We start from the raw sequence: 22,197 nt of genomic DNA on the forward strand, positions 1-22,197 counted from the left end.
GGCCGATGTGGCGAGCACCGCGCAGGTGTCGAGCAGCGCGGGCGCCGTCGCCATCAACGGCGCCACCGTCACCAGCGCGGGCCAGGTCAGCAGCATGGCCGGCGATGTCACCGTGGCCGGCACGACGGCCACCACCGTCACCGGCGGCAGCTTGAGCAGCGCCGCTGGCACCACCACGGTCGGTGGCAGTGGCACAACCACCGTGGGCAACGCGACGATCACCTCGGCGGCCACGGCCATTCAGGGCGGTGAGGTGAACCTCACCGGCACGCTGACCAGCACCGGCGGACTGACCGTCACCGCCGTCAACGTGGCCGATGTGGCAAGCACCGCGCAGGTGTCGAGCAGCGCGGGCGCTGTCGCCATCAACGGCGCCACCGTCACCAGCGCGGGCCAGGTCAGCAGCACGGCGGGCGATGTCACGGTGGCCGGCACGACGGCCACCACCGTCACCGGCGGCAGCTTGAGCAGCGCCGCTGGCACCACCACGGTCGGTGGCAGCGGCACAACCACCGTGGGCAACGCGACGATCACCTCGGCGGCCACGGCCATTCAGGGCGGTGAGGTGAACCTCACCGGCACGCTGGACAGCACCGGATCGCTGGGCATCGTGGCGACGGGCGTGGTGACGATGGCCAGTGGCAGCGTCTTGCGCAGCCGGACCGGCAACGTCCAGGTTGACGCCAACGAGGTTCGCAGCAGCGGTTCGGTCATCAGCGAACAAGGGAACGTGAGCCTGTTCGGGACCGGCCTCACGCAGGTGTCGGCCGGCGTTCTTGATGCGGCGACGGGTGTCGTGTCTGTGGGTGTGGAAGGCGGCAGCACCGTCATCGATACGACCGTCGCCATCACGTCGTCACAAGCGGCCGTCTACCCGACAGGTGTGGTGTGGTCCACGCCGTCGCCTGCACCAGCGCCAGAACCCGCACCGGCACCGGCTCCTACGCCCGCCCCCGCTCCGGAGCCTGCACCAGCACCGGCTCCCACGCCCGCTCCGGCTCCTGAGCCAGCACCGGCACCGGCTCCTACGCCTGCGCCAGCACCGTCGCCTGCACCTGCTCCGGCTCCCACGCCCGCGCCGGCTCCTGAGCCAGCACCGGCACCTGCGCCCGCACCAGAGCCTGCGCCAGCACCGGCACCGGCACCGGCACCGGCCCCCGCACCGGCTCCTACGCCCGCACCCGCACCGGCTCCTACGCCCGCACCCGCTCCGGAGCCTGCACCAGCGCCGGCTCCCACGCCCGCTCCGGCTCCTGAGCCTGCACCGGCACCTGCGCCCGCACCAGAGCCTGCGCCAGCACCGGCACCGGCCCCCGCGCCGGCTCCGACGCCTGCGCCAGCACCGTCGCCTGCACCGGCACCGGCTCCTACGCCCGCGCCAGCTCCGTCGCCTGCACCGGCACCGGCTCCTACGCCCGCGCCGGCTCCGTCGCCTGCACCTGCTCCGGCCCCCACGCCCGCGCCGGCTCCTGAGCCTGCACCGGCACCCGCCCCTACACCTGCGCCCGCACCGGCACCGACGCCTGCACCGGCCCCCACGCCCGCGCCGGCTCCTGAGCCTTCACCAGCACCCGCCCCTACACCTGCGCCCGCACCAGAGCCTGCGCCGGCACCGGCCCCCACGCCCGCACCGGCACCTGCTCCGACGCCTGCACCTGCTCCGGCCCCCACGCCCGCGCCCGCACCGGCTCCTACGCCCGCGCCAGCTCCGGAGCCTGCACCAGCACCTGCTCCGACGCCTGCGCCCGCACCGGCTCCAACGCCTGCACCTGCTCCGGCACCCACACCCGCGCCGGCTCCGTCGCCTGCACCGACACCGGCTCCCACGCCTGCGCCGGCTCCTACACCCGCGCCGGCACCGACGCCTGCTCCGGCTCCGGCTCCGGCTCCGGCTCCGACGCCTGCACCGACCCCCGCTCCGGCGCCTGTCCCGCCGTCGATCGACGCCAGCACGTCGCCGCTGGTGATGCGGTCGCTGCGGACCGATCAGCTGCAGGCCTTGTCGCGGCGCACGGTGGCGGCCTTGACCCCTGTGCAGCTGCGGGCACTTTCGGCTGCGCAGCTGGGCGTCCTGTTGCCGGATCAGGTGGCCGCGCTGTCGGCTTGGCAGGTCCAGGTGCTGGCGAGTGCCGGGCAGCTGGGCGCGTTGCCGGTGGACGGGCGCGCGCGGCTCGTGCAGGGCGGGCAGCTGCGCCAGGCGCTGAACCTCCAGACGTCCGAGGCGGCGATCCAGGCTGGCGTGGTCTGGGCCGTCCGGCAGGCCAACCACGTGCCGCCTGACTTCTTGATGCAACGCCTGCCGCCCCGAAGCGACCGGCCCACGCCGGCCCCCCGACCCACCGAGACCGTCTCGTCGGTGACGTCCCAGGAGCAGCCATGAAGACTTCCAGATACCTCAACATCGGTCCGGGCGCAGGTCTTTGCACCGTTCGCGCCGTGGCGTGCGGCATCTCGGGGATGCTGCTGCTGATCGCCCCGGAATGGCTGCACGCCCAGGAAACGGCCAGCGATCCGCTGTCCTTTGCCGTCACCGAGGTGCGGCTGGAAGGCCGCATCGACCTGCTGGCCGAGCCCTTGCAAGCTGAACTGCTGGACGTGCTCGCCCAGGCGCGCGGCGTGCAGGTCGGCACGGCCCGGCTGCGTGCCGTGGCCGTTGCCCTGCAACAGGTGCTGGAGCGTTCGGCACCCGGTCAGTTCCGCGCCCTCATCCCTGCCCAGGCGCTGGACGACGGTGCGCTGCGGGTGCAGGTCCTGCCGGTGTTGCAGGCCGTGGAGGGCATCGGCGCCGACGGCTACGACGCCGCACGGACCCGCGCCGGTCTGCCGTCGCTGCGGCCGGGCATCGTGCTGCCGCTGCAGGGCGATCCGGTCGATCCGCGCGACTGGGCCTTGCTGCGCGAGCACCCGATCAAGCAGGCGCAGGTGCGCTACCTGTCGGAGATCGGCTCCAACCGCGGACCCAGCGCTCAGGTGATTGCCCAGGCGCCGGCCGGGCGGCGCGCGGGCGATCTTCGGCTCGACAACAGCGGCAGTCAGTCGGTCGGGCGCTGGATGCTGTCGGCCCAGTGGCTCGACGGCAATCTGACGGGCGACGATGACACGCTGAGCCTGTCCTGGAGCCAGCCGCTGCAGCATCCACAGGCGGTGCGCATCGCCGGGCTGGTCTATGGCCGGACGATGCCGGCCGAACATCTGGCCCTGACGCTGGGCCTGAGCCATGCGGACAGCGCCTCCACGACGGCCGTGGCGAACGCTGGCCTGCTGGTCGGCCAAGGCCGCTATGACGAGGCCAGCCTGTCGCTGGCGCACTTCCTGGCCACGCCGGGTCAGCGCGCGGGCGAGAGCCTGAAGCTGCTGGGCGAGGCCACGCTCGGCCGGGTCGCCAGCCAGACCGACTTCCTCGGCCAGACGGTGACCACCTACCGGCGCTCGACGGCGGTGCTGGGCACCGGCCTGGAATGGCTCAAGCCCGGCGAGGGCGAGAACCTGATGTTGGCGCGAGGGATGCTGCACGGCTACAAGGTCGGCATGTTGGGCACCTCGGGGCAGGCGGCCTACACCGCGACCCGGGTCGGCGCGGGCGGGGCCGTGTGGTTCAAGGGCTCGCTGCTCGCGCGCTGGCAGATCGGGCCGCTGCAACTGCAGTCGCAGACGCTGGGCCAGTACACCCAGAACAAGCTCACGCCGACCCACCAGATGCAGCTCGCCTCGTGGACCTCGGGTGTGCGGGGCCATGTCGACACGCTGGTCAGCGGGGACTCGGCCCTGGTGCAGCGCACCGAACTGTTGGCGGCGCCGCTGTCGGGCGGCGACCTGCTGTGGCGTCCTTATGCGCTGGCCGATGTGGGCCGCAAGCTCGGTGGCAACGAGGAACTGGCGACGACGCTGGCATCGGTCGGCCTGGGTCTGCGCAGCTTCGTGCCGGACGGCCGCGCCGAGATCGACCTGAGTCTGGTGCGCAAGGTCGACGGGGCCGAGCGGGACATCCACCTGGGCTCGGGCGAGACCCGTTCGCGCGACACGCTGGGCGTGTCCGCCCGGCTGCGCTTCTGACGGCCCTGTCGCTGCCGCTGTCACCGCCTCGACGGCATGATGAGCACCCAAACCCGGGAGTCCCGATGACCGAGCCCAGCCCTGCCGATGGCCGACCGGCACGCGACTTCGACCTGCATGTGATCAGCGGCCTGCCACGTGCAGGATCGACGCTGCTGTCGGCCCTGCTGGCGCAGAACCCCGAGGTGCACGCCAGCATCTCCAGCCCGCTGCTGGGCGCCATCCAGGCGGTGCGCGACCACTTCAACATGGCCGACCAGACGGCGGCCAGCCTCGTGCCCGACGAGGACCAGCGCGAGTTGCACGGCCACCTGATCGACGGCTACTACCGCCAGCGGCGCCAGGGCCGGCGCATCGTCTTCGACACCAACCGCGGCTGGACCGCCCAGCTCGGCCTGCTGCATGCGCTGTCACCGGGCAGCAAGGTGCTGGTCTGCGTGCGGGACATGGCGGCGGTGGTCGACAGCTTCGAGCGCATCTTCCGCGCCAACCCTTTCATGCTGACGCGGCTGTTCGCCGGGCCGCAGGAGTGGTCCTCGGTCTACACCCGCGTCGAGGCGCTGACGCAGCGTGGCCGGGTCGTGGGCGGGCCTTGGCTCGCGCTCAAGGAGGGCCTCTACAGCGAGCACGCCGCCAAGCTGCTGCTGATCGACTACGACCTGCTGGCGCAGTCGCCGCTGCAGGTGCTTGAACAGGTCTACGTCTTCCTGGGTCTGACACCCTGGGACGGCCACCGGCTGGACGGTCTGTCACTGCCCGAGGCCGAGCTGGCGCGGGTGCGCCAGTTCGACCAGAACCTGGGCACGCCGCAGCTGCATCAGCTGCTGCCGTCGGTGCGCTACCAGCGGCGCGACAGCGTGTTGCCGCCGGACCTGCTGCAGACGGTGCGGGCGCTGAACTTCTGGCAGGCGCTCGACGGCAGCAAGGCGCAGATGCTGCGGCAGACGGGTTGACGTCCCCGCCGCCCGGGCCGCCCGCGCCGCCCGCGCCGCCTGCGCAGACAGCCCGAGGGCCGCAGAATCGCTGCCATCGCCCACTGACCGCACCGACCATGACGAGCACGCCGCGCCCGGATTCCGACACGACACCGAAGGGCCCCAGCGCCCCGATCGCCGACCCGGCGCACACGCCGGCCTATGCCGAGCTGGAACAGCGCCACGCGCGGCTCTACCGTTTCGAGCACCTGGGGTCCATCGTCGGCTGGGACCAGGCCGCCAACATGCCACCCAAGGGCAACGAGGCCCGCGCCGCCGCCATGGCCGAGCTGGACGGCCTGTTGCACAGCCAGCGCACCGACCCGGCCCTGACCGCGCTGCTCTCACGCGCCGAACAGGAGCCGCTCGACGACTGGCAACGCGCCAATCTGCGCGAGATGCGGCGCGACTGGCGGGCCAGCAACGCCCTGCCGGCCCGCCTGGTCGAGCGCCGCACGCTGGCCACCGCGCGCTGCGAACACGCCTGGCGCGCGCAGCGCCCGGCCAATGACTGGGCCGGCTTCGTCGAGAACTTCCGGCCGGTGCTGCAAGTCGCCCGAGAGGAGGCGCAGCACCTCGCCGACGCCACCGGCCTGTCGCCCTATGACGCGCTGATGGACCGCTACGAACCCGGCATGACCAGCGCCGAGGTGGGCCGTGTCTTCGGCGACCTCAAGACCTGGCTGCCCGGCCTGATCCGCGACGTGCAGGCCCGCCAGGCCGCCGAGCCGCCGGTGCTGCAGCCGCAAGGCCCCTTCGACCGGCGGGTGCAGAAGGCGCTGTCGCTGGATGTCATGGCCCGGCTGGGCTTCGACTTCGAGGGCGGCCGGCTCGACGAGAGCACGCACCCCTTCTCCGGCGGTGTGCCCGAGGACGTGCGCCTGACCACCCGCTACCAGGACGACGACCTGCAGCAGGCTCTGATGGGCACGGTGCATGAGACCGGCCATGCGCGCTACGAGCAGAACCTGCCGCGCCGCTGGCTGGGCCAGCCGATCGCGCGGGCCCGCAGCTACGGCATCCACGAGAGCCAGAGTCTGTCCTTCGAGATGCAGCTGGGCGCGCACCCCGGCTTCGTTGCCCAGATGGCGCCGCTGCTGGTGCAGCACTTCGGCGACCAGCCGGCCTTCGCGCCCGACAACCTCGCCCGGCTGGTCACCCGCGTGCAGCCCGGCCTGATCCGGGTCGATGCCGACGAGGTGACCTACCCGGCCCATGTGATCCTGCGCTTCGAGATCGAGCAGGCCCTGATCGAAGGGGGGCTGGCGGTCGAGGACATTCCCGCGCTGTGGGACGAGAAGATGGCCGCCTACCTCGGCCAGGACACCCGTGGCAACCACCGCGACGGCGCCATGCAGGACGTGCACTGGCCCAGCGGCGCCTTCGGCTATTTCCCCTGCTACACGCTCGGCGCGATGTTCGCGGCCCAGTGGTTCGCCGCCATGCGCCGCGCTACGCCCGAGCTGGATGCCCGCATCGCGGCCGGCGACTTCGTTCCGGTGTTCGACTGGCTGCGCCAGAACATCTGGCAGCAGGCCTCCCGCTGGGAGACGCCCGAACTGGCCCTGCGCGCCAGCGGCGAGGCGCTGAACCCGGCGCATTACCGGGCGCATCTGACGCAGCGCTATCTGCCGGGCTGATTGCCGGGCTGATCGGCGAGCTGATCGGCGGGCTGATCGAGGGCGTCCTCTCTCCCCGCATCCAGCCAACGCGCCAGCGCGCCTTCGATGGCGAAGCGCAGGCGCAGGGAGACGCCCCGGCGGGGGCGTTCCTCGACGGTGATCTCGTTGTCGGACCAGCCGCGCGGGTTGACGCCGATGGCCAGCGTGGCGCGGCTGCTGAGGCGATAGCCGACTTCGGCGCCCCAGCCCAGCGCCCGGCCCTCGAGGGCATCGTCGCGGCCGGCGACATGGCCGCTCAGGCTCCAGCGACGGTCGCCGGTGCGGGCCTGTTCCCAGGTCCAGCGGGCGAGCCAGATGTCGGTCCGGCGCAAGGGCGTGGCGCCGCTGGCCGGGTCGATGCGCCGCTCGTCGCGTTCGAGCCGGCGCGACAGGCGCAGCATCGTGCTGTGATGGGCATCGACCAGATAGGACGCATGGCCGAGCCAGATGCCCGCGCGGCGGTCGGTCTTGCCGCTGGCGAGGTCCTCGGCGGCCGGGTCGACCTCGCGGCCGGCCCAGGTCAGGCGGGTCAGCAGGTGCAAGGCCCGCTGGTGCGGCTCGCGCCAGCCGAGCGAGCCGGCGCCCTTGAACTCGGTCGTGCCCAGGCCGGTCGAGCCATGCGGCTGGCTGCGTTCGGCCGTCACGCGCAAGGCGCCCAGCCAGTCGTCTGCCAGACGTCGGGTCAGGCGGGTCTCGTGGAAGGCGCTGTCGGTCGTGCTGGCATTGACGACGTTGAGTGCGGTCGAGAACGAGCCTTGTGGAAAGCGGCTGGTCGACAGCCGCAGGCCAAGCTGGGTGGCCCGCACGGGCGTGCTGCCGGCCACGGGCACCGACTGTTCGAGCTGCGTGTCCAGGCCCCAGCGCGGCGCCGGGGTCCAGCTGCGACGCCAGCCCAGCACGGCCAGCGCATCGTCCGGGTCGGCCAGGCTGTGGCGGCGCAGCTGGCCCCAGACGGCACCGCGGCCGCTGCCGTCGGGCACTTCCAGGCCGAGCCGCTGCTGGTAGGCCGCCGGCAGGGTCAGGGCTTCCTCGTCACCGGCCAGCCCCAGGCGTGGCGCAACCCGCCAGGAGGTCCGGCTGCCCGCAGGCAACCAGCCGTCGGGCGTGGTCCAGCGCCAGTCGGCGCCGAGTTCGAGCGCACGGGCGGCGTGTTCGGGCAGGGCGGTCTCGGCCTGATGCACCGGCCAGCCGGCCCGGGCCACCAGGCTGGGCCCCTGGCCGTCGACCGGTTCGAGCCGGCCGCGCCAGAACGCCATCGCGCCGGCCGCAGCCGGTGCCAGGCGGCTGTCGGGCTCGGGCGTCAGGCGGGCGTCGTGCAGGCCCAGTTCGCTGCTCGCCAGCCAGCCGGCGGTACCCGCGTCGGCCGCACGCCAGCGCCAGGCGAGTTCGCGGTCGCGTCGGCGCAAGCCGGTCTCGGGCGTGTCGGGCAGGTCGGCGACTTCCAGGGCGCGGTCGCGTTGCCAGAGGTAAATCTCATGGCCCGGGCCGAGCCGGACGTGGCCGCCGATGCGGGTGGTGCGGCCGGTGGGTGGACGCTCGTAGCCGAGGTCGAAGCCGTAGGACGGCTGGCGGCTGGTCAACACGATGGTGCGGCCGTCGCCACCGGCCTGACCGGGGGTGCCGCGCGGGTTGTCGAGGAAGGACGGCGGCACCACGTCGAGCGCGGCGCTCAGGCCGGGTCCGAGGTCGACCTCGCGGCGCTGGCCGTTGCGGCGGTAGATGGCGTCGCGATCGGCCACCAGGGCGGTGTCCGACAGCGTGTCGAGGAACTCGCGCGGCTTCTCGCGCGGCAGCGCTGGGTCGACAGGTGTCTGCGCCAGGCACGCGGTGGTGCTCAGCACCAGCGCGGCGACCAGGGCTCGCAGCCGCAGAAGGCGGCAGCGATCGGGAGGGGAGAGGTGGCACACAGTCGGGCGACTGTGCCGACCGAACATGAAGCTCAGATGTAGACGCTGGCGGTCCGGCGGGACCGCTCAGCGCGCCAACGTCAGCCGGGTGATGGTGTACAGGCCCGAGACCTTGTCGACATCGAAGCGCACCCGGTCCCCGGCCTTGAGCTGGTCCAGCCACTGGGCGTCGCTGACGCGGTAGGCCATGGCCATGGCCGGCAGGCCCAGATCGGCGATCGGGCCGTGCTTGAGGGTCACTTTGGCCTGTCCCTTGTCGACCCGCACGACCTCGCCGGTGTGGGTCTGTGCCATGGCCAGGCCGCCGATGCCGGTCATCAGGACGGCTGCCAGCAGGCGTCGGCTCAGGGTGTGCGACAAGCTCATGACGGTCTCCGACGGTGTGGATGAACGCGCGGGCGCTCGACGGGATTCAACCACGGGCATGTGCCAGGCCGATCCCTAGAATCCGCGACGTTTGCCGGCTGGTCCGGCGTTTTCCTGCTGCATCCGGAGCCCGCCATGACGACCCCCGCCGCATCCTCCCCGTCGACCCCCGACCTGAGCCACGTGCCCTCGCGCGACAAGGCCGAGATCCTTGCGCAGGCGCTGCCCTACATCCGCAAGTACCACGGCAAGACGCTTGTCATCAAGTACGGCGGCAACGCCATGACCGATCCGGCGCTGCAGGCCGATTTCGCCGAGGACATCGTGCTGCTCAAGCTGGTCGGCATGAACCCGATCGTGGTGCACGGGGGCGGTCCGCAGATCGACGAGGCGCTCAACCGCCTGGGCAAGAAGGGCACCTTCATCCAGGGCATGCGGGTGACCGATGAGGAGACCATGGAGGTGGTCGAGTGGGTGCTTGGCGGCGAGGTCCAGCAAGACATCGTCGGCCTGATCAACGCGGCCGGCGGCAAGGCGGTCGGTCTGACCGGCCGCGACGGCGCCATGATCCGGGCCCGCAAGATGCGGCTGGCCGACCGCGACGACCCGAGCAAGGAACACGACGTCGGCCAGGTCGGCGAGATCGAGTCGATCGACCCGAGCGTGGTCAAGGCGCTGCAGGACGATGCCTTCATCCCGGTCATCAGCCCGATCGGCTTTGGCGAGCACAACGAGAGCTACAACATCAACGCCGACCTGGTCGCCAGCAAGCTGGCCGAGGTGCTCAAGGCCGAGAAGCTGGTGATGCTCACCAACATCAAGGGCGTGCTGGACAAGTCCGGCGAGCTGCTCACGGATCTGAGCGCGCGCCGCATCGACGAGCTGTTCGCCGACGGCACCATCAGCGGCGGCATGCTGCCCAAGATCGCCGGTGCGCTCGATGCCGCCAAGAGCGGCGTCAACGCGGTCCACATCGTCGACGGCCGGGTGCCCCACGTGCTGCTGCTGGAGATCCTGACCGACCAGGCCTTCGGCACCATGATCCGGGCGCGGTGAAGCCGTCCCGCCCGGCGCCGGTCTGGCTGTTTGACCTGGACCACACGCTGCACGACGCCGGTCCGGCCTTCCGCGGCATCAATGCCGCGATGACCGCCTACATCGAGCGCGAGCTGGCGGTCGACCGCAGCGAGGCCGACCGGCTGCGTGGCCACTACTGGGCCCGCTACGGCGCGACGATGCTGGGGCTGATCCGCCACCACGGCGTGCGCGCGCCGCACTTCCTGCACGACACCCATCGCCTGCCCGGTCTGGAGGCGCAGCTGCGCGCCCACCCGCATGACCTGGCCGCGCTGGCGCGCCTGCCGGGTCGACGCTACATCCTGACCAATTCGCCGCAGGCCTATGCCGAGCGGGTGCTGGCCGCGCTGGGCATGCGTCGCCTGTTCGACGGCGTGATCGCCATCGAGCAGATGCGCATGTTCGGCCACTGGCGGCCCAAGCCCGATGCGCGCATGTTCCGCGCGCTGTGCGTCAAGCTGCGCGTGCGGCCCTCGCGCTGCGTGCTGGTGGAGGACACGCTGGTGCACCAGAAGTCGGCCCGCGCGGTCGGCCTGCACACGGTCTGGATGCAGCGCTGGCTGGGCCGTTCGGCGGCCGCACAAGGGCCGGAAGCGGGCCTCGCGCTGCGTCGAAAACCTGTATTTGTGTGTGACAGAATCCGCGCCCTGCCGGCCCTGCACCGGGTCCGGCCCGGGCCCTCCCACCGACCGAGATCCCCCCAACGATGACCCCCTTCCTGCGTGCCCACTGGCCCCTGCAAGCGATGGTGGATCCGAACGGCGAGCCCGACGGCCAGGCGCCGTTGCTGGTCGAGGACGAGGGTCCGGTCGACCCGGCGGTCGAGGCCAGTCCGGTGCGCAAGCGGCCCAAGCCCGGCGAGCGCCGCATTCAGATCCTGCAGACGCTGGCGGCGATGCTGGAACAGCCCGGGGCCGAGCGCATCACGACGGCGTCTCTGGCCGCCCGGCTGGACGTCAGCGAGGCCGCGCTCTACCGCCACTTCGCCAGCAAGGCGCAGATGTTCGAGGGCCTGATCGAGTTCATCGAGCAGAGCATGTTCACGCTGCTCAACCAGGTCCAGGAACGCGAGAGCGACCCGCGCGCCCAGGTCGCCCGCAGCCTGACGCTGCTGCTGCAGTTTGCCGAGAAGAATCCCGGCATGACGCGGGTGATGGTGGGCGATGCGCTGGTCTATGAACACGAGCGCCTGATCGTGCGCATGAACCAGTTCTTCGACCGCATCGAGTCGCAACTGCGCACCAGCCTCCGTGCGGCGGCCGATGCCCGCGGCTCGCCGACGCCCACCGTCGACGCGGCGGCGCAGGCCTCCGCCCTGCTGGCCTTCGTGCTGGGTCGGCTGCAGCGCTACGCCCGCTCGGGCTTCAAGCGCAGCCCGACCGAACACCTCGATGCGGCGCTGCACCTGCTGGTGCCTTGAATGCACCTGCTGGTGCCTTGAACGCACCTGCTGGTGCCCGGAACCCCCATGACCGATGTCACCCAACTGATCGCCCGTGCCGAGGCCCTGCTCGGCCGTCTTGAGGCCATCTTGCCGGCTCCGGCACGTGCGCCCGACTGGTCGGCCTCGATCGCCTTCCGCTACCGCAAGCGTGGCGCGAGCGGCGTCATCGAGCCCGTTCGTCATGTGGGCACGATGCGGCTGGACGCGCTGCAGGAGGTCGACACCCAAAAGGACCGGCTGCGCCGCAACACCGAGCAGTTCGTGCACGGCCGGCCGGCCAACAACGTGCTGCTGACCGGCGCGCGTGGCACCGGCAAGAGCTCGCTGATCAAGGCCTGCCTCAACGAGTTCGCCGCCCAGGGTCTGCGGCTGATCGAGGTCGACAAGGCCGACCTGACCGACCTGCCCGACCTCGTTGACCTGGTGGCTGAGCGCAGCGAGCGTTTCATCATCTACTGCGACGACCTCAGCTTCGACGAGGGCGAGCCGGGCTACAAGGCGCTCAAGTCCATCCTGGACGGCACCGTCGCGCAGGCCAGCGACAACGTGCTGATCTACGCCACCAGCAACCGCCGCCACCTGTTGCCCGAGCGCATGAAGGACAACCTCGACGCGACCTACACCGACGACGGCGAGCTGCATCCGGGCGAGGCGGTGGAGGAGAAGGTCTCGCTGTCCGAGCGCTTCGGCCTGTGGATCAGCTTCTACCCCTTCAGCCAGCGCGAGTACCTCGCCATCGTGGCGCAGTGGCTGCGCCATTTCGGGCTGGACGAGGCCGGCATCGAGGCGGCGAAACACGAGGCCCTGGTCTGGGCGCTGGAGCGGGGCTCGCGCTCGGGCCGTGTCGCCTTCCAGTTTGCGCGCGACCACGCCGGCCGCGAGCGTGACGGTGCGACGCCGGCTCACACGCCGATCGGCGACTACATCCGCGGCAACCCGCCGGCCTGAGCGTCATGACGGCATCGACACAGGACGATGGACCGCTGGTCGTGCCCGGTGCCGAAGGCCTTCCGGTGCGCGAGCCTGTGCATGTGGCCGTCGGTGTGCTGATCGAGCGCGATGCCGATGGACACGAGCATGCCGACAGCCGCTTCCTGCTGACCTCACGCCCGGCCGGCAAGGTCTACGCCGGCTACTGGGAGTTCCCTGGCGGCAAGCTCGAAGCGGGTGAAAGCGTCGAACAGGCGCTGCGCCGCGAGCTGCAAGAGGAAATCGGCATCCACATCGGCGCGGCCCATGCCTGGCGCGAGATCGAGGTCGACTACCCGCACGCCCGCGTTCGGCTGCACTTCTGCAAGGTGTTCGACTGGACCGGCGAGTTCCAGATGCGCGAGGCCCAGACCATGGCCTGGCAGCGCCTGCCGGTCGAGGTCGAACCGGTCCTGCCGGGCACCGTGCCCGTGCTGCAGTGGCTGGCCGAGGAGCGTGGCCACCAAGGGGTGACGCACCGTCAGCCGAGCGCAGGGCCGCCCCAAGCCGGCTGACACCCGCTCGGCGGGTGGCTGCGGTACGCCGCAGCCGGGTGCCCCATGTCAGCCGAGCGCAGGGCCGCCCCAAGCCGGCTGACACCCGCTCGGCGGGTGGGTGCGGTACGCCGCAGCCGGGTGCGCCATGTCAGCCGAGCGCTGCTCAATCCGGCGTGTCTTCCGCCTTCGGCGGCGGCGCCTCGACGCGGTAGTCCTCGGCTGCCCACGCCCCCATGTCGATCTGCTTGCAGCGTTCGCCGCAGAACGGCCGGAACGGGTTGTCGCGCCGGTAGAGCGTCGGGCGGCGGCAGGTCGGGCAGGGCACGGTCGGGCCGCTGGCGGCAGACGGGGTCGATGTGGGGGAGGGCTTGGGCGTGTTCATGGCGTCAGGCCGACATTCTCGGTCCGCGCCGCAGGCTCAGGCGCACAGCGAGACCTCAAGGGCCACGTCCTCGACGACGCCGCGCAGGCGGCAGTCCGAATCCGCGCGCATCAGCCGCACCACCAGCATCAGCCGGTTGCCGCTCAGCTCCGGGACCATGCCCAGCTCATCGGGCAGGTGGACGCGGGCGAGCTGGAAGTTGCGTCCCGACGGCAGGCTCTGCTGCAGGTGACCGCCTCGAGCCAGTTGGGTCTGGCGCAGGCCGGACTCGCGCAGCAGGTCCAGCGCGACGCCACAGGCCAGGGCCAGCGGCTCCAGCGTCGACAGCCAGCGCTGCAGGTCGCCGCGCCGGGTGTCGGCCGTTTCGGACTGCCAGGCGGCATAGGCCGGCAGGTCGAAGGCGCAGGTGCCGCCGGGGATGCCGATGCGGCTGCGCACGCTCATCAGGAAGTCGTTGGCGGTCAGCGCCTGACCGGCCTTGCCGCTGGTCTGGCCCAGGCGCTGGTGGGCCAGGTCGATGCGGCGGATGGCGCGGTCCAGCGCGGCCTCGGAGATCGCCGGGTTGCCGCGGTAGCTGGCCAGCGTCTGGCGCTGGCGTTCCAGGTCCTGCAGCAGTTCGAGCTTGAGGTCGGCGCGCGAGGTCACGTCCATCACCTCGAACAGCGTGGCCAGCGCGTAGTGGTGGTCGATCACGCTGTCGCGCCGGACCAGTTCGGCCAGCCGCGCGAGCAGGTGTTCCAGGCGCAGCCAGGTGCGCACGCTCTCGTTGAACGGGTACTCGAAGGTGGACAAGGTGCGCTGGCTTCCGGGCGTCGCTGGGGCGCTGCCGGACGGCCCGGACAGCGGCCGGAATTGTTCCACACGGGCCCCTCAGGACCGAGAGGATTACGGGTTGATCCGCGTGTCTCGGCGGGCAATTTCGTGCTTGGGTTTTCCGGTCTTGCGGGATCGGGCGAGGATTTACGCGATGGCCTGACGGGTCCAGCGCTCCCAGAGGACGGCGACCTCGGCGCGCAAGGTGTCCAGGTCGATGCCGTCGTTGAGGATGACGGCGTCGGCGACGGCCCGGCGCGCCTCGCGGCTGGCCTGGGCGGCGATCACCGCGCGCACCTGGGACTCGGGCCAGCCGCTGCGCTGCATCACGCGTGCGAGCTGGGTCTCGACGCTGGCGTCGACCACCAGCACACGGTCGACCCGCTCGCGCCAGCGGCCGGACTCGACCAGCAACGGCACGTCGAACACACGCACCTGACCGGGCGCACCGGCGGCCGCGCGGGCCTCGGTCAGCGCGCCGATCTTCGGGTGGAGGATGGCCTCCAGCGCGGCCTTGGCGGCCGGGTCGGCGAAGACTCGTGTGCGCATCCGAGCCCGGTCCAGCGCACCGTCCGGGCCGATCATGTCGGCGCCGAAGCGTGCGGCGATGGCCGGCAGCGCGGCGCCGCCCGGTGCGGTCAGCTCGCGGGCCAGCGCATCGGTGTCGACGACCCATGCGCCGTGCGCCGCCAGCATCGCCGCGACGGTGCTCTTGCCACTGCCGATGCCACCGGTCAGGCCGATGCGCAGCGGCGCTTGCGGGCTCACTGCGGCAGCCACCAGCGCAGCAACTGGGCACCGAAGAACATCGATGCGAAGCCGCCTCCGGCCAGATAGGGCCCGAAGGGAATCGGCACCTCGCGGCGGTGGTTGCGGGCCACGATCAGGAAGACGCCAACCGCCGCACCAACCGCCGAGGCCAGCAAGATGATGGGCAGCAGCTGCGCCACACCCAGCAGCGCGCCGAGCGCGGCCATCAGTTTGAAGTCGCCTTCGGCCATGCCGCGCACGCCGCGCAGGGCGGCATACAGCGTGGTGATGCCCCACAGCGCGCCATAGCCCCACAGCACGCCCAGCGCGGCATCGGCCAGGCTCAAGGGCGTCCAGCCCAGCCAGGCGGCCAGCAGGCCCCAGCCGAGCAGCGCATAGGTCAGGCTGTCGGGCAGCAGCGTGGTGTCCAGGTCGATCAGCGCCATCGCGATCAGCAAAGCCGCCGCGACGCAATAGACCGCCGTCAGCGGCGTCGGCCCGAAGGTCCAGGCGATCAGCCCGAAGGCCAGCGCCGTCCCGGCCTCGACCAGCGGGTAGCGCGCGGAGATCGGGGCGCTGCAGGCCGCACAGCGCGCCCGCAGCATCAGCCAGCTGAGCACCGGGATGTTGTGGAACCAGCGCAGCGTCGTGCCGCAGGCGGGGCAGCGCGAGCGCGGCCGCGACAGGGCCAGCGGAGGCAGGGCGTCCAGCGCGGCGCCGAGCGTCTCGCCGGACTGGCCCCAGCGGGCCAGCGCGGCCTCGTCGGCGGCCGCACCGAGCGTGCGTTCGAGCGTCGCGCGGTCCTGCAGCAGGGCCTGCACGTCGGCCAGCCAGAGGCGTTCCATCATGGCCGGCAGGCGGTACACGACGACGTTGAGGAAGCTGCCGATGCACAGGCCGATGACGGCCATCACCGGCACCGAGAGCCAGAGTTCGAGCGGAGGGAAGGTCATGCCCGCAAGGGTAGTCGCGGCGCCGCCGACGGGTCGACGACGGCCGTCAGACCACCTGGCCGAGCTTGAAGATCGGCAGGTACATCGACACGACGATGCCACCGATGACGGTGCCCAGCACGACGATGATGATGGGCTCCATCAGCGTGGACAGGCCCTTGACCGCCTCGTCGACCTCCTGCTCGTAGAAGTCGGCGACCTTGCTGAGCATCTGGTCGAGCGAGCCGGATTCCTCGCCGATCGAGCTCATCTGCAGCACCATGTTCGGGAACACCTGGGTGGCCTGCATCGCGGTGGTCAACGCCGCGCCGGTGGCGACGTCACGCTGGATGTCCTCGGTGGCCGCTGCGAAGACCGCGTTGCCGGCCGCGCCGCCGACCGAATCGAGCGCCTCGACCAGCGGCACGCCCGCCGCGAACATGGTCGACAGTGTGCGCGACCAGCGCGCCACCGCCGCCTTGTGCACCAGCGGGCCGAAGATCGGCACCTTCAGCATGGCGCGGTCGACCGCCATCTGGACACGCTCCGAACGGCGCCAGCTCTGCACCGTCATGTAAACCGCCCCGCCGATGCCGCCGAAGATCGCCCACCAGTAGGACACGAAGAACTCCGACATCGCGATCACCACCAGCGTGGGCGTGGGCAGGTCGGCGCCGAAGGACTTGAAGATGTCCTTGAACGAGGGGATCACAAAAATCATGATCACCGAGATCACGACGAAGGCCACGACCAGCACGGCGATCGGGTAGATCAGCGCCGAGCGGATCTTGTTCTGCAGCTCGATGGTCTTTTCCTGGTATGTCGCCAGACGCTCGAGCAGCGTCTCCAGGATGCCGGCCTGCTCGCCGGCCTCGACCAGGTTGCAGTACAGGCCGTCGAACTGCAGCGGGTGTTTGCGGAAGGCGCCCGACAGGCTGGTGCCGGTCTCCACGTCGCTGCGGATGTCGGTCAGCATGCGGGTCAGGCGCGGGTTGGAGCTGCCGCGCGAGACGATGTCGAAGGCCTGCAGCAGCGGCACGCCCGCCTTGAGCATGGTGGCCAGCTGGCGGGTGAAGACGGCGATGTCCTTGCCCTTGATCGACTTGCCGCCGGAGATGCGGCGCTTCTTGACCTTGGTGACCAGGATGCCTTGGCGACGCAGGCTGGCGCTGACCATGGCTTCGCCGCCGGCGCGCATCTCGCCACGCACGGCCTTGCCGTTGCGGTCGCGGCCTTCCCACTCGTAGACGAAGTCCTTGATCTTCTTGCCAGTGGCGGCGGCTGTGGCCATCGTTACTCCGTGAGCCTGTGCGTGCGGTGCGTCGTCATGGGGTCGGTGGGCGATTCGGTGTCAGCGGGCCTGAGGCCTCACTGGTTGGTCACCGAGATCACTTCCTCGAGCGTGGTGTGGCCGTGCCGGACCTTGACCAGGCCGGACTGGCGCAGGTCGCGCACGCCGTCGCGCAGGGCCTGCTCGGCGATGTCCAGCGCGGTGCCTTCGGCCAGGATGGCGCGCTGGATCGCCTCGGTGATCGGCATGACCTGATAGATGCCGACGCGGCCGCGGTAGCCGTTGGAGCAGGCCGAGCAGCCGACCGCCTTGTAGGGCTTCCAGCTGCCGTCGACCTCCTCGGGCCGGTAGCCGGCGCGCAGCAGCGCCTCGCGCGGGTATTCGGCCGGGGCCTTGCAGTTCTCGCACAGCCGGCGCGCCAGGCGCTGGGCCGAGATCAGGATGATGCTGGAGGCGATGTTGAACGGCGGCACGCCCATGTTGAGCAGCCGGGTCAGCGTCGTCGGCGCGTCGTTGGTGTGCAGCGTGGACAGCACCAGGTGGCCGGTCTGGGCCGCCTTGATCGCGATGTCGGCGGTCTCCAGGTCTCGGATCTCGCCGACCATGATGATGTCCGGGTCCTGCCGCAGGAAGGCCTTCAGCGCGGTGGCGAAGTTCATCCCGGCCTTGTCGTTGACGTTGACCTGGTTGATGCCCGGCAGGTTGATTTCGGCCGGGTCCTCGACGGTGGAGATGTTGACGCCGGGCTGGTTCAGGATGTTCAGGCAGGTGTAGAGCGACACCGTCTTGCCCGAGCCGGTCGGCCCGGTGACCAGGATCATCCCGTAGGGCCGGCGGATGGCGAGCATCAGCCGGTCCTTTTCCTCGCGCTCGTAACCCAGCGCGTCGACGCCGAGCTTGGCCGAGGACGGGTCCAGGATGCGGATCACGATCTTCTCGCCGAACAGCGTGGGCAGCGTGCTGATGCGGAAGTCGATCGCGCGATTGCCGAACTTGAGCTTCATGCGGCCGTCCTGCGGCACACGCTTCTCGGCGATGTCCAGCCGGCTGATGACCTTGATGCGCGAGGCCAGCTTGTCCTTGATGGCCACCGGCGGCTGCGTGATCTCGCGCAGCTCGCCGTCGATGCGGAAGCGCACCCGGTAGGTCTGCTCGTAGGGCTCGAAGTGCAGGTCCGAGGCGCGCATGTTGATCGCGTCGATCAGCATCTTCTGCAGGAAGCGCACGACCGGCGCGTCCTCGACGTCGGCGACGACGTCCTCATCGGGCTTGGCGTTCGGGTCCTGTTCCTCGACGTCGAACTCGAAGTCGCCCGAGACGATGCTCTCGAGCGCCTCGCTCGCGGTGGTCGCCTTCGCGTCGACGATCTTCAGCAGCTTGTCGTATTCGACCAGCACCCATTCCGGCGTCAGCTGGGTGGCGAACTTGATGCGGTCGACGGCCTCCTGGTCGGTCGGGTCGGCCCCGCCGATGAACAGCCGGTTGCCGCGCTTGCCCAGCACCAGCACCTGGTACTGGCTGAGCGTGCGGGCGTCGACCAGGTTCTGCGGCAGCTTCTGGGAGTCGACCGCGTCCAGGTCGACCAGCGGGACGGCCAGCGCATGCGACAGCGTGTGCGCCAGGTCGTAGGACGTCATCGCGTTGGCGCCGATCGCGGCGGCCACAAAGCTGCGGCGCTGGTCACGGGCAAGCTTGGCGATGTCCTCGGCGGTGCGGGCATTGAGCTTGCCGGCATTGACCAGGATGCGCGCGACGCCGGAGAGCGAGCTTTGCGGGGCTTCGGACAGGGTTTCAGCAGCCACGGAGGGGACGTCGGTTCGGTCGTGTTGCGGGGCGCGGACGGGGCCGGATCGGGGGGCACGACCCTGTTGCCAGGGTGGGCTTGGAAACGATGATCCGTGATCAGCCCCGGACTGTAAATCCGCTTGGGCCTGCCCGGACGCCGGGCGTGCTCTTGAAAAAGACGCTCACGCCCAAAGTCTCAGCGCTCAGGCGGCGGCAAGGACACCCGGGCCGCCCCGTCGCTCCACCCGTATCCGATCCTGTTCCCGAGCAAGAGGCACCATGGACAAGAAGACGCTGTCGTTCCAAGCCGAGGTCAAGCAGCTGCTGCACCTGGTCACACATTCGCTGTATTCCAACAAGGAGATCTTCCTGCGCGAGCTGGTCTCCAACGCCTCCGATGCCTGCGACAAGCTGCGCTTCGAGGCCCTGGACAACGCCGCGCTGTACGAGGACGCGCCGAATCTGGAGGTGCGCATCTCCTACGACAAGGACGCGCGCCGCATCGTCATCAGCGACAACGGCATCGGCCTGTCCGAGACCGAGGCGATCGAGCACCTGGGCACCATCGCCAAGAGCGGCACCAAGGAGTTCATGAGCAAGCTCGACGGCGAGCAGGCCCGTGACGCCAACCTGATCGGCCAGTTCGGCGTGGGCTTCTACTCGGGCTACATCGTGGCCGACCGCATCACGGTGGAAAGCCGCCGTGCCGGCCTGGGCGCCGACCAGGGCGTGCGCTGGAGCAGCGAGGGCACCGGCGACTTCGAGGTCGAGGGCATCCACCGCGAGCGCCGCGGCACCGATGTCATCTTGCACCTGCGCGAGGGCGAGGACGAGTTCCTCAGCCTGTGGCGCCTCAAGAGCATCGTTGGCAAGTACTCCGACCACATCTCGCTGCCCATCCTGATGCGCAAGGAAGAGTGGGACAGCGAGGCTGGCAAGCACGTCCAGAAGGACGAGTGGGAAACCGTCAACAAGGCCGCCGCGCTGTGGTCGCGCAGCAAGAGCGACGTCACCGACGCCGAGTACAAGGCCTTCTACGAGCAACTGACCTACGACAGCACGCCGCCGCTGTCCTACACCCACAACCGCGTCGAGGGCCGCAGCGAGTACACCCAGCTGCTCTACATCCCCGCCAAGGCACCGTTCGACCTGTGGAACCGCGACAAGCGCGGTGGCGTCAAGCTCTACGTCAAGCGCGTCTTCATCATGGACGACGCCGAGGCGCTGATGCCGGTCTACCTGCGCTTCGTCAAGGGCGTGATCGACTCGGCCGACCTGCCGCTCAACGTCAGCCGCGAGTTGCTGCAGGAGAGCCGCGACGTCAAGGCGATCCGCGAGGGCTCGACCAAGCGCGTGCTGTCCATGCTGGAGAGCCTGGCCGACAGCAGCGACGAGCAGACCGCCGCCGACGACAAGGCCCGGTACGCCGCGTTCTGGAAGGAGTTCGGCTCGGTCCTCAAGGAAGGCATCGGCGAGGACCATGCCAACCAGGAACGGCTGGCCAAGCTGCTGCGGTTTGCGTCGACCCAGGCCGACGAGGGCGTGTCCTTTGCCGACTACGTCGCCCGCATGAAGGAAGGCCAGGAGGTCATCTACTACATCACCGCCGACACGCTGGCGGCGGCGAAGAACAGCCCGCAGCTCGAAATCTTCAAGAAGAAGGGCATCGAGGTCCTGCTGCTGACCGACCGGGTCGACGAGTGGATGCTCAGCCACCTGCACGAGTTCGACGGCCATGAACTGCAGAGCGTGGCCAAGGGCGCCGTCGACCTGGGCAAGCTGCAGGACGAGGACGAGAAGAAGCAGGCCGAGGCCGCCGCCGAGTCCTTCAAGCCGACGCTCGAACGCATCCAGAAGGCGCTTGAAGGCCGTGCCAAGGAGGTCCGCGTGACCACCCGTCTGGTCGACTCGCCCGCCTGCCTGGTCGCCGAGGAAGGCGACATGAGCGGCCACCTCGCCCGCCTGCTCAAGCAGGCCGGCCAGAGCGCGCCGGCCAGCCAGCCGGTGCTGGAGATCAACGCCGAACACGCGCTGGTGCGCAAGTTGGCGGCGATCCCCGACGGCGAGGCCCGTTTCGACGACCTGTCGCAGGTGCTGTTCGACAACGCCTTGCTGGCCGAAGGCGGCCATCTGGAAGACCCGGCCGCGCACGTGCGGCGCATCCAGGCCCTGCTGCTGGCCTGACGACGGCTCAGGCGATGAGCGGCGGCTCCGCCATCGCCTCCAGCTGCTCCTGCAGCTGGGTGGTCTGCTGGGCCCAGTAGGACGGGCTGTCGAAGTTCGGGAAGGCGATCGGGAAGGCCGGGTCGTCCCAGCGCCGGGCGATCCAGTGGCTGTGCAGGATCAGCCGCAGCGTGCGCAGCGGCTCGATCAGCGCCAGCTCGCGGCGATCGAACGCGCGCAGCGTCTCGTAGCCGTCCAGCAGCGCCCCGAGCTGCGCCTGCATCTCGTGGCGGTTGCCGCCCAGCAGCATCCAGAGGTCCTGCACCGCCGGCCCGGTGACCGCGTCGTCCAGGTCGACGAAGTGCGGGCCGGTGGGCGTCCACAGCAGGTTGCCGACGTGGCAGTCACCGTGCACCCGCAGCAGCGTCAGGTCCGCAAGCCCGGCCAGCCGGTCATCGACCGCATCGAGCGCCTGCAGGGCGGTGCGCTGCCAGGGCTGGAAGGCGCCCATCGGTATCCACGGGCTGTCGGCCAGGCTGGCGACGGCGGCGCGGACCCGCAGCGTGCCGTCAAAGTGCAGCCGGTGCTCGAACGGTCGGCGCTCGCCCACGACGTGCAGGCGAGCCAGGAAACGGCCGATCCATTCGAGCACCGCCGGGTCCTCCAGCTCGGGCGAACGCCCGCCGCAGCGTGGCGTGACGGCATAGCGCCAGGGCGTCGAGCCCGCCGTGGTCGTCCACTGCGCCAGCGTGGGCGGCGTGCCCCGCAATGTCGCCGGGCTCAGCGTGGTCATGTCGGCGGTGGGCGCGACCAGCACCAGCGGTGCGACGGCGGGCACCTCGGCCTCGGCCAGTTCGCGCGCGAACGTGTGTTCCTCCAGGATCTGCGCATCGCTCCAGCGCCCGGCCCGGTAGAACTTGGCCACCACGATGCGGCCGTCTTCCAGGTGGATCTGGAAGACGCGGTTCTCGTAGGAATTGAGCTGCAAGATGCGGCCGTCGCCGCGCAGGCCGGCCGCGTCGAGCGCGTCCATCACCACGTCAGGGGTCAGGCCGGCATAAGGCTGCGCGGGGGTCTCGCCCGTTGCGGGGAGGGGGTCGGGAAGGGGCTGCATCCCGGCATCGTAGGCCAGC

Annotated in this window: 22 protein-coding genes and 1 pseudogene; 10 read left to right on the forward strand and 13 right to left on the reverse strand. The window is 70.7% G+C overall.

What is annotated here, in order from left to right; translation table 11 throughout:
- The 4 genes and pseudogenes from EV685_RS20670 to EV685_RS21230 all read right to left on the reverse strand — a co-directional run.
- Positions 1-240, reverse strand: a pseudogene (locus EV685_RS20670) (hypothetical protein); the annotation flags it as partial.
- Complete coding sequence (locus EV685_RS20675) at positions 241-552, reverse strand: hypothetical protein (RefSeq protein WP_165396845.1); 312 nt, start codon at positions 550-552, stop codon at positions 241-243.
- The gene (locus EV685_RS20680) at positions 553-714 is read right to left on the reverse strand and encodes a hypothetical protein (protein WP_165396846.1); all 162 of its coding nucleotides are present in this window, start codon (positions 712-714) and stop codon (positions 553-555) included.
- A gap of 311 nt (positions 715-1,025) precedes the next feature.
- Positions 1,026-1,151, reverse strand: coding sequence for a hypothetical protein (locus tag EV685_RS21230; RefSeq protein ID WP_275938357.1), 126 nt, complete (start codon positions 1,149-1,151; stop codon positions 1,026-1,028).
- An 815-nt stretch (positions 1,152-1,966) separates the two neighbouring features.
- Between EV685_RS21230 and EV685_RS20695 the strand changes: the two genes are divergently transcribed.
- The 4 genes from EV685_RS20695 to EV685_RS17785 all read left to right on the forward strand — a co-directional run bounded on the left by EV685_RS20695 (position 1,967) and on the right by EV685_RS17785 (position 6,667).
- Positions 1,967-2,380: a hypothetical protein gene (locus EV685_RS20695; RefSeq protein ID WP_165396847.1), complete on the forward strand. Its 414-nt coding sequence runs from the start codon at positions 1,967-1,969 to the stop codon at positions 2,378-2,380.
- Positions 2,377-4,053, forward strand: a complete 1,677-nt coding sequence (locus EV685_RS20700) for a ShlB/FhaC/HecB family hemolysin secretion/activation protein (protein WP_165396848.1) — start codon at positions 2,377-2,379, stop codon at positions 4,051-4,053. The genes EV685_RS20695 and EV685_RS20700 overlap by 4 nt, the downstream gene beginning before the upstream one ends.
- A 65-nt stretch (positions 4,054-4,118) precedes the next feature.
- Positions 4,119-5,006, forward strand: coding sequence for a sulfotransferase family protein (locus tag EV685_RS20705; RefSeq protein ID WP_165396849.1), 888 nt, complete (start codon positions 4,119-4,121; stop codon positions 5,004-5,006).
- 98 nt (positions 5,007-5,104) lie between these two features.
- Positions 5,105-6,667, forward strand: a complete 1,563-nt coding sequence (locus tag EV685_RS17785; protein ID WP_130483411.1) for a carboxypeptidase M32 — start codon at positions 5,105-5,107, stop codon at positions 6,665-6,667.
- On the opposite strand, the gene EV685_RS17790 is transcribed toward EV685_RS17785, so the two are convergent.
- Together EV685_RS17790 and EV685_RS17795 are read right to left on the reverse strand one after the other, a co-directional pair.
- Entirely contained in the window at positions 6,652-8,529 is a 1,878-nt protein-coding gene (locus tag EV685_RS17790) for a hypothetical protein (RefSeq protein ID WP_130483412.1), read from the reverse strand. The two genes, EV685_RS17785 and EV685_RS17790, sit on opposite strands and share 16 nt — an antisense overlap.
- Positions 8,530-8,661: 132 nt before the next feature.
- Positions 8,662-8,961, reverse strand: coding sequence for a copper-binding protein (locus EV685_RS17795; protein ID WP_242615654.1), 300 nt, complete (start codon positions 8,959-8,961; stop codon positions 8,662-8,664).
- A 135-nt stretch (positions 8,962-9,096) separates the two neighbouring features.
- On the opposite strand from EV685_RS17795, the gene argB reads away from it, so the two are divergent.
- The 5 genes from argB to EV685_RS17820 are packed head-to-tail and all read left to right on the forward strand — an operon-like array spanning position 9,097 to position 12,966.
- Positions 9,097-10,017 carry an acetylglutamate kinase gene (gene argB, locus EV685_RS17800; protein ID WP_130483413.1) on the forward strand — a complete coding sequence of 307 codons (921 nt, stop codon included), beginning with the start codon at positions 9,097-9,099 and terminating at the stop codon, positions 10,015-10,017.
- Positions 10,014-10,748: an HAD-IA family hydrolase gene (locus tag EV685_RS17805; protein WP_130483414.1), complete on the forward strand. Its 735-nt coding sequence runs from the start codon at positions 10,014-10,016 to the stop codon at positions 10,746-10,748. The genes argB and EV685_RS17805 overlap by 4 nt, the downstream gene beginning before the upstream one ends.
- Before the next feature lie 35 nt (positions 10,749-10,783).
- Complete coding sequence (slmA, locus tag EV685_RS17810) at positions 10,784-11,458, forward strand: nucleoid occlusion factor SlmA (protein WP_130483624.1); 675 nt, start codon at positions 10,784-10,786, stop codon at positions 11,456-11,458.
- A 48-nt stretch (positions 11,459-11,506) separates the two neighbouring features.
- Positions 11,507-12,430 (forward strand): ATP-binding protein, encoded by a 924-nt coding sequence (locus EV685_RS17815; protein ID WP_130483415.1) that lies wholly within the window; start codon positions 11,507-11,509, stop codon positions 12,428-12,430.
- A 5-nt stretch (positions 12,431-12,435) separates the two neighbouring features.
- Complete coding sequence (locus EV685_RS17820) at positions 12,436-12,966, forward strand: NUDIX domain-containing protein (protein WP_130483416.1); 531 nt, start codon at positions 12,436-12,438, stop codon at positions 12,964-12,966.
- 145 nt (positions 12,967-13,111) lie between these two features.
- Here EV685_RS17820 and EV685_RS17825 read toward each other — a convergent pair whose 3' ends face one another.
- The 6 genes from EV685_RS17825 to pilB all read right to left on the reverse strand — a co-directional run bounded on the left by EV685_RS17825 (position 13,112) and on the right by pilB (position 18,918).
- Positions 13,112-13,330 carry a DNA gyrase inhibitor YacG gene (locus EV685_RS17825; RefSeq protein ID WP_130483417.1) on the reverse strand — a complete coding sequence of 73 codons (219 nt, stop codon included), beginning with the start codon at positions 13,328-13,330 and terminating at the stop codon, positions 13,112-13,114.
- Positions 13,331-13,366: 36 nt separating this feature from the next.
- Positions 13,367-14,122, reverse strand: coding sequence for a cell division protein ZapD (gene zapD, locus EV685_RS17830; protein WP_130483418.1), 756 nt, complete (start codon positions 14,120-14,122; stop codon positions 13,367-13,369).
- Positions 14,123-14,290: 168 nt separating this feature from the next.
- Positions 14,291-14,911, reverse strand: coding sequence for a dephospho-CoA kinase (gene coaE / locus EV685_RS17835; protein WP_130483419.1), 621 nt, complete (start codon positions 14,909-14,911; stop codon positions 14,291-14,293).
- On the reverse strand, positions 14,908-15,846 hold the full coding sequence (locus tag EV685_RS17840) for a prepilin peptidase (RefSeq protein WP_130483420.1): 939 nt from the start codon (positions 15,844-15,846) through the stop codon (positions 14,908-14,910). The genes coaE and EV685_RS17840 overlap by 4 nt, the downstream gene beginning before the upstream one ends.
- A gap of 46 nt (positions 15,847-15,892) precedes the next feature.
- Positions 15,893-17,116, reverse strand: coding sequence for a type II secretion system F family protein (locus tag EV685_RS17845; RefSeq protein WP_130483421.1), 1,224 nt, complete (start codon positions 17,114-17,116; stop codon positions 15,893-15,895).
- Positions 17,117-17,193: 77 nt separating this feature from the next.
- Complete coding sequence (pilB, locus tag EV685_RS17850) at positions 17,194-18,918, reverse strand: type IV-A pilus assembly ATPase PilB (RefSeq protein ID WP_130483422.1); 1,725 nt, start codon at positions 18,916-18,918, stop codon at positions 17,194-17,196.
- Between the two features lie 262 nt (positions 18,919-19,180).
- Here pilB and htpG point away from each other — a divergent pair, with 262 nt between their 5' ends.
- A complete protein-coding gene (htpG, locus tag EV685_RS17855) occupies positions 19,181-21,085 on the forward strand; it encodes a molecular chaperone HtpG (protein ID WP_130483423.1) in 1,905 nt (634 codons plus the stop codon).
- Positions 21,086-21,092: 7 nt separating this feature from the next.
- On the opposite strand, the gene EV685_RS17860 is transcribed toward htpG, so the two are convergent.
- On the reverse strand, positions 21,093-22,178 hold the full coding sequence (locus tag EV685_RS17860) for a serine/threonine protein kinase (protein WP_130483424.1): 1,086 nt from the start codon (positions 22,176-22,178) through the stop codon (positions 21,093-21,095).
- Positions 22,179-22,197 lie beyond the last annotated feature (19 nt).

The sequence above is a fragment of the Sphaerotilus mobilis genome (genome assembly GCF_004216565.1).
GTDB lineage: Bacteria > Pseudomonadota > Gammaproteobacteria > Burkholderiales > Burkholderiaceae_C > Sphaerotilus > Sphaerotilus mobilis.

Excerpts from the sequence above, each read along its gene's own strand:
- EV685_RS17845 (WP_130483421.1), bottom strand. The coding sequence starts at position 17,116 with ATGGCCACAGCCGCCGCCACTGGCAAGAAGATCAAGGACTTCGTCTAC.
- EV685_RS17815 (WP_130483415.1), top strand. The coding sequence starts at position 11,507 with ATGACCGATGTCACCCAACTGATCGCCCGTGCCGAGGCCCTGCTCGGC.
- EV685_RS17825 (WP_130483417.1), bottom strand. The coding sequence starts at position 13,330 with ATGAACACGCCCAAGCCCTCCCCCACATCGACCCCGTCTGCCGCCAGC.
- EV685_RS20675 (WP_165396845.1), bottom strand. The coding sequence starts at position 552 with ATGGCCGTGGCCGCCGAGGTGATCGTCGCGTTGCCCACGGTGGTTGTG.
- EV685_RS20705 (WP_165396849.1), top strand. The coding sequence starts at position 4,119 with ATGACCGAGCCCAGCCCTGCCGATGGCCGACCGGCACGCGACTTCGAC.
- EV685_RS17860 (WP_130483424.1), bottom strand. The coding sequence starts at position 22,178 with ATGCAGCCCCTTCCCGACCCCCTCCCCGCAACGGGCGAGACCCCCGCG.
- EV685_RS17795 (WP_242615654.1), bottom strand. The coding sequence starts at position 8,961 with ATGAGCTTGTCGCACACCCTGAGCCGACGCCTGCTGGCAGCCGTCCTG.
- EV685_RS17840 (WP_130483420.1), bottom strand. The coding sequence starts at position 15,846 with ATGACCTTCCCTCCGCTCGAACTCTGGCTCTCGGTGCCGGTGATGGCC.
- EV685_RS20700 (WP_165396848.1), top strand. The coding sequence starts at position 2,377 with ATGAAGACTTCCAGATACCTCAACATCGGTCCGGGCGCAGGTCTTTGC.
- slmA (WP_130483624.1), top strand. The coding sequence starts at position 10,784 with ATGGTGGATCCGAACGGCGAGCCCGACGGCCAGGCGCCGTTGCTGGTC.
- EV685_RS17785 (WP_130483411.1), top strand. The coding sequence starts at position 5,105 with ATGACGAGCACGCCGCGCCCGGATTCCGACACGACACCGAAGGGCCCC.
- EV685_RS17820 (WP_130483416.1), top strand. The coding sequence starts at position 12,436 with ATGACGGCATCGACACAGGACGATGGACCGCTGGTCGTGCCCGGTGCC.
- EV685_RS20695 (WP_165396847.1), top strand. The coding sequence starts at position 1,967 with ATGCGGTCGCTGCGGACCGATCAGCTGCAGGCCTTGTCGCGGCGCACG.
- EV685_RS20680 (WP_165396846.1), bottom strand. The coding sequence starts at position 714 with ATGACCGAACCGCTGCTGCGAACCTCGTTGGCGTCAACCTGGACGTTG.
- htpG (WP_130483423.1), top strand. The coding sequence starts at position 19,181 with ATGGACAAGAAGACGCTGTCGTTCCAAGCCGAGGTCAAGCAGCTGCTG.
- argB (WP_130483413.1), top strand. The coding sequence starts at position 9,097 with ATGACGACCCCCGCCGCATCCTCCCCGTCGACCCCCGACCTGAGCCAC.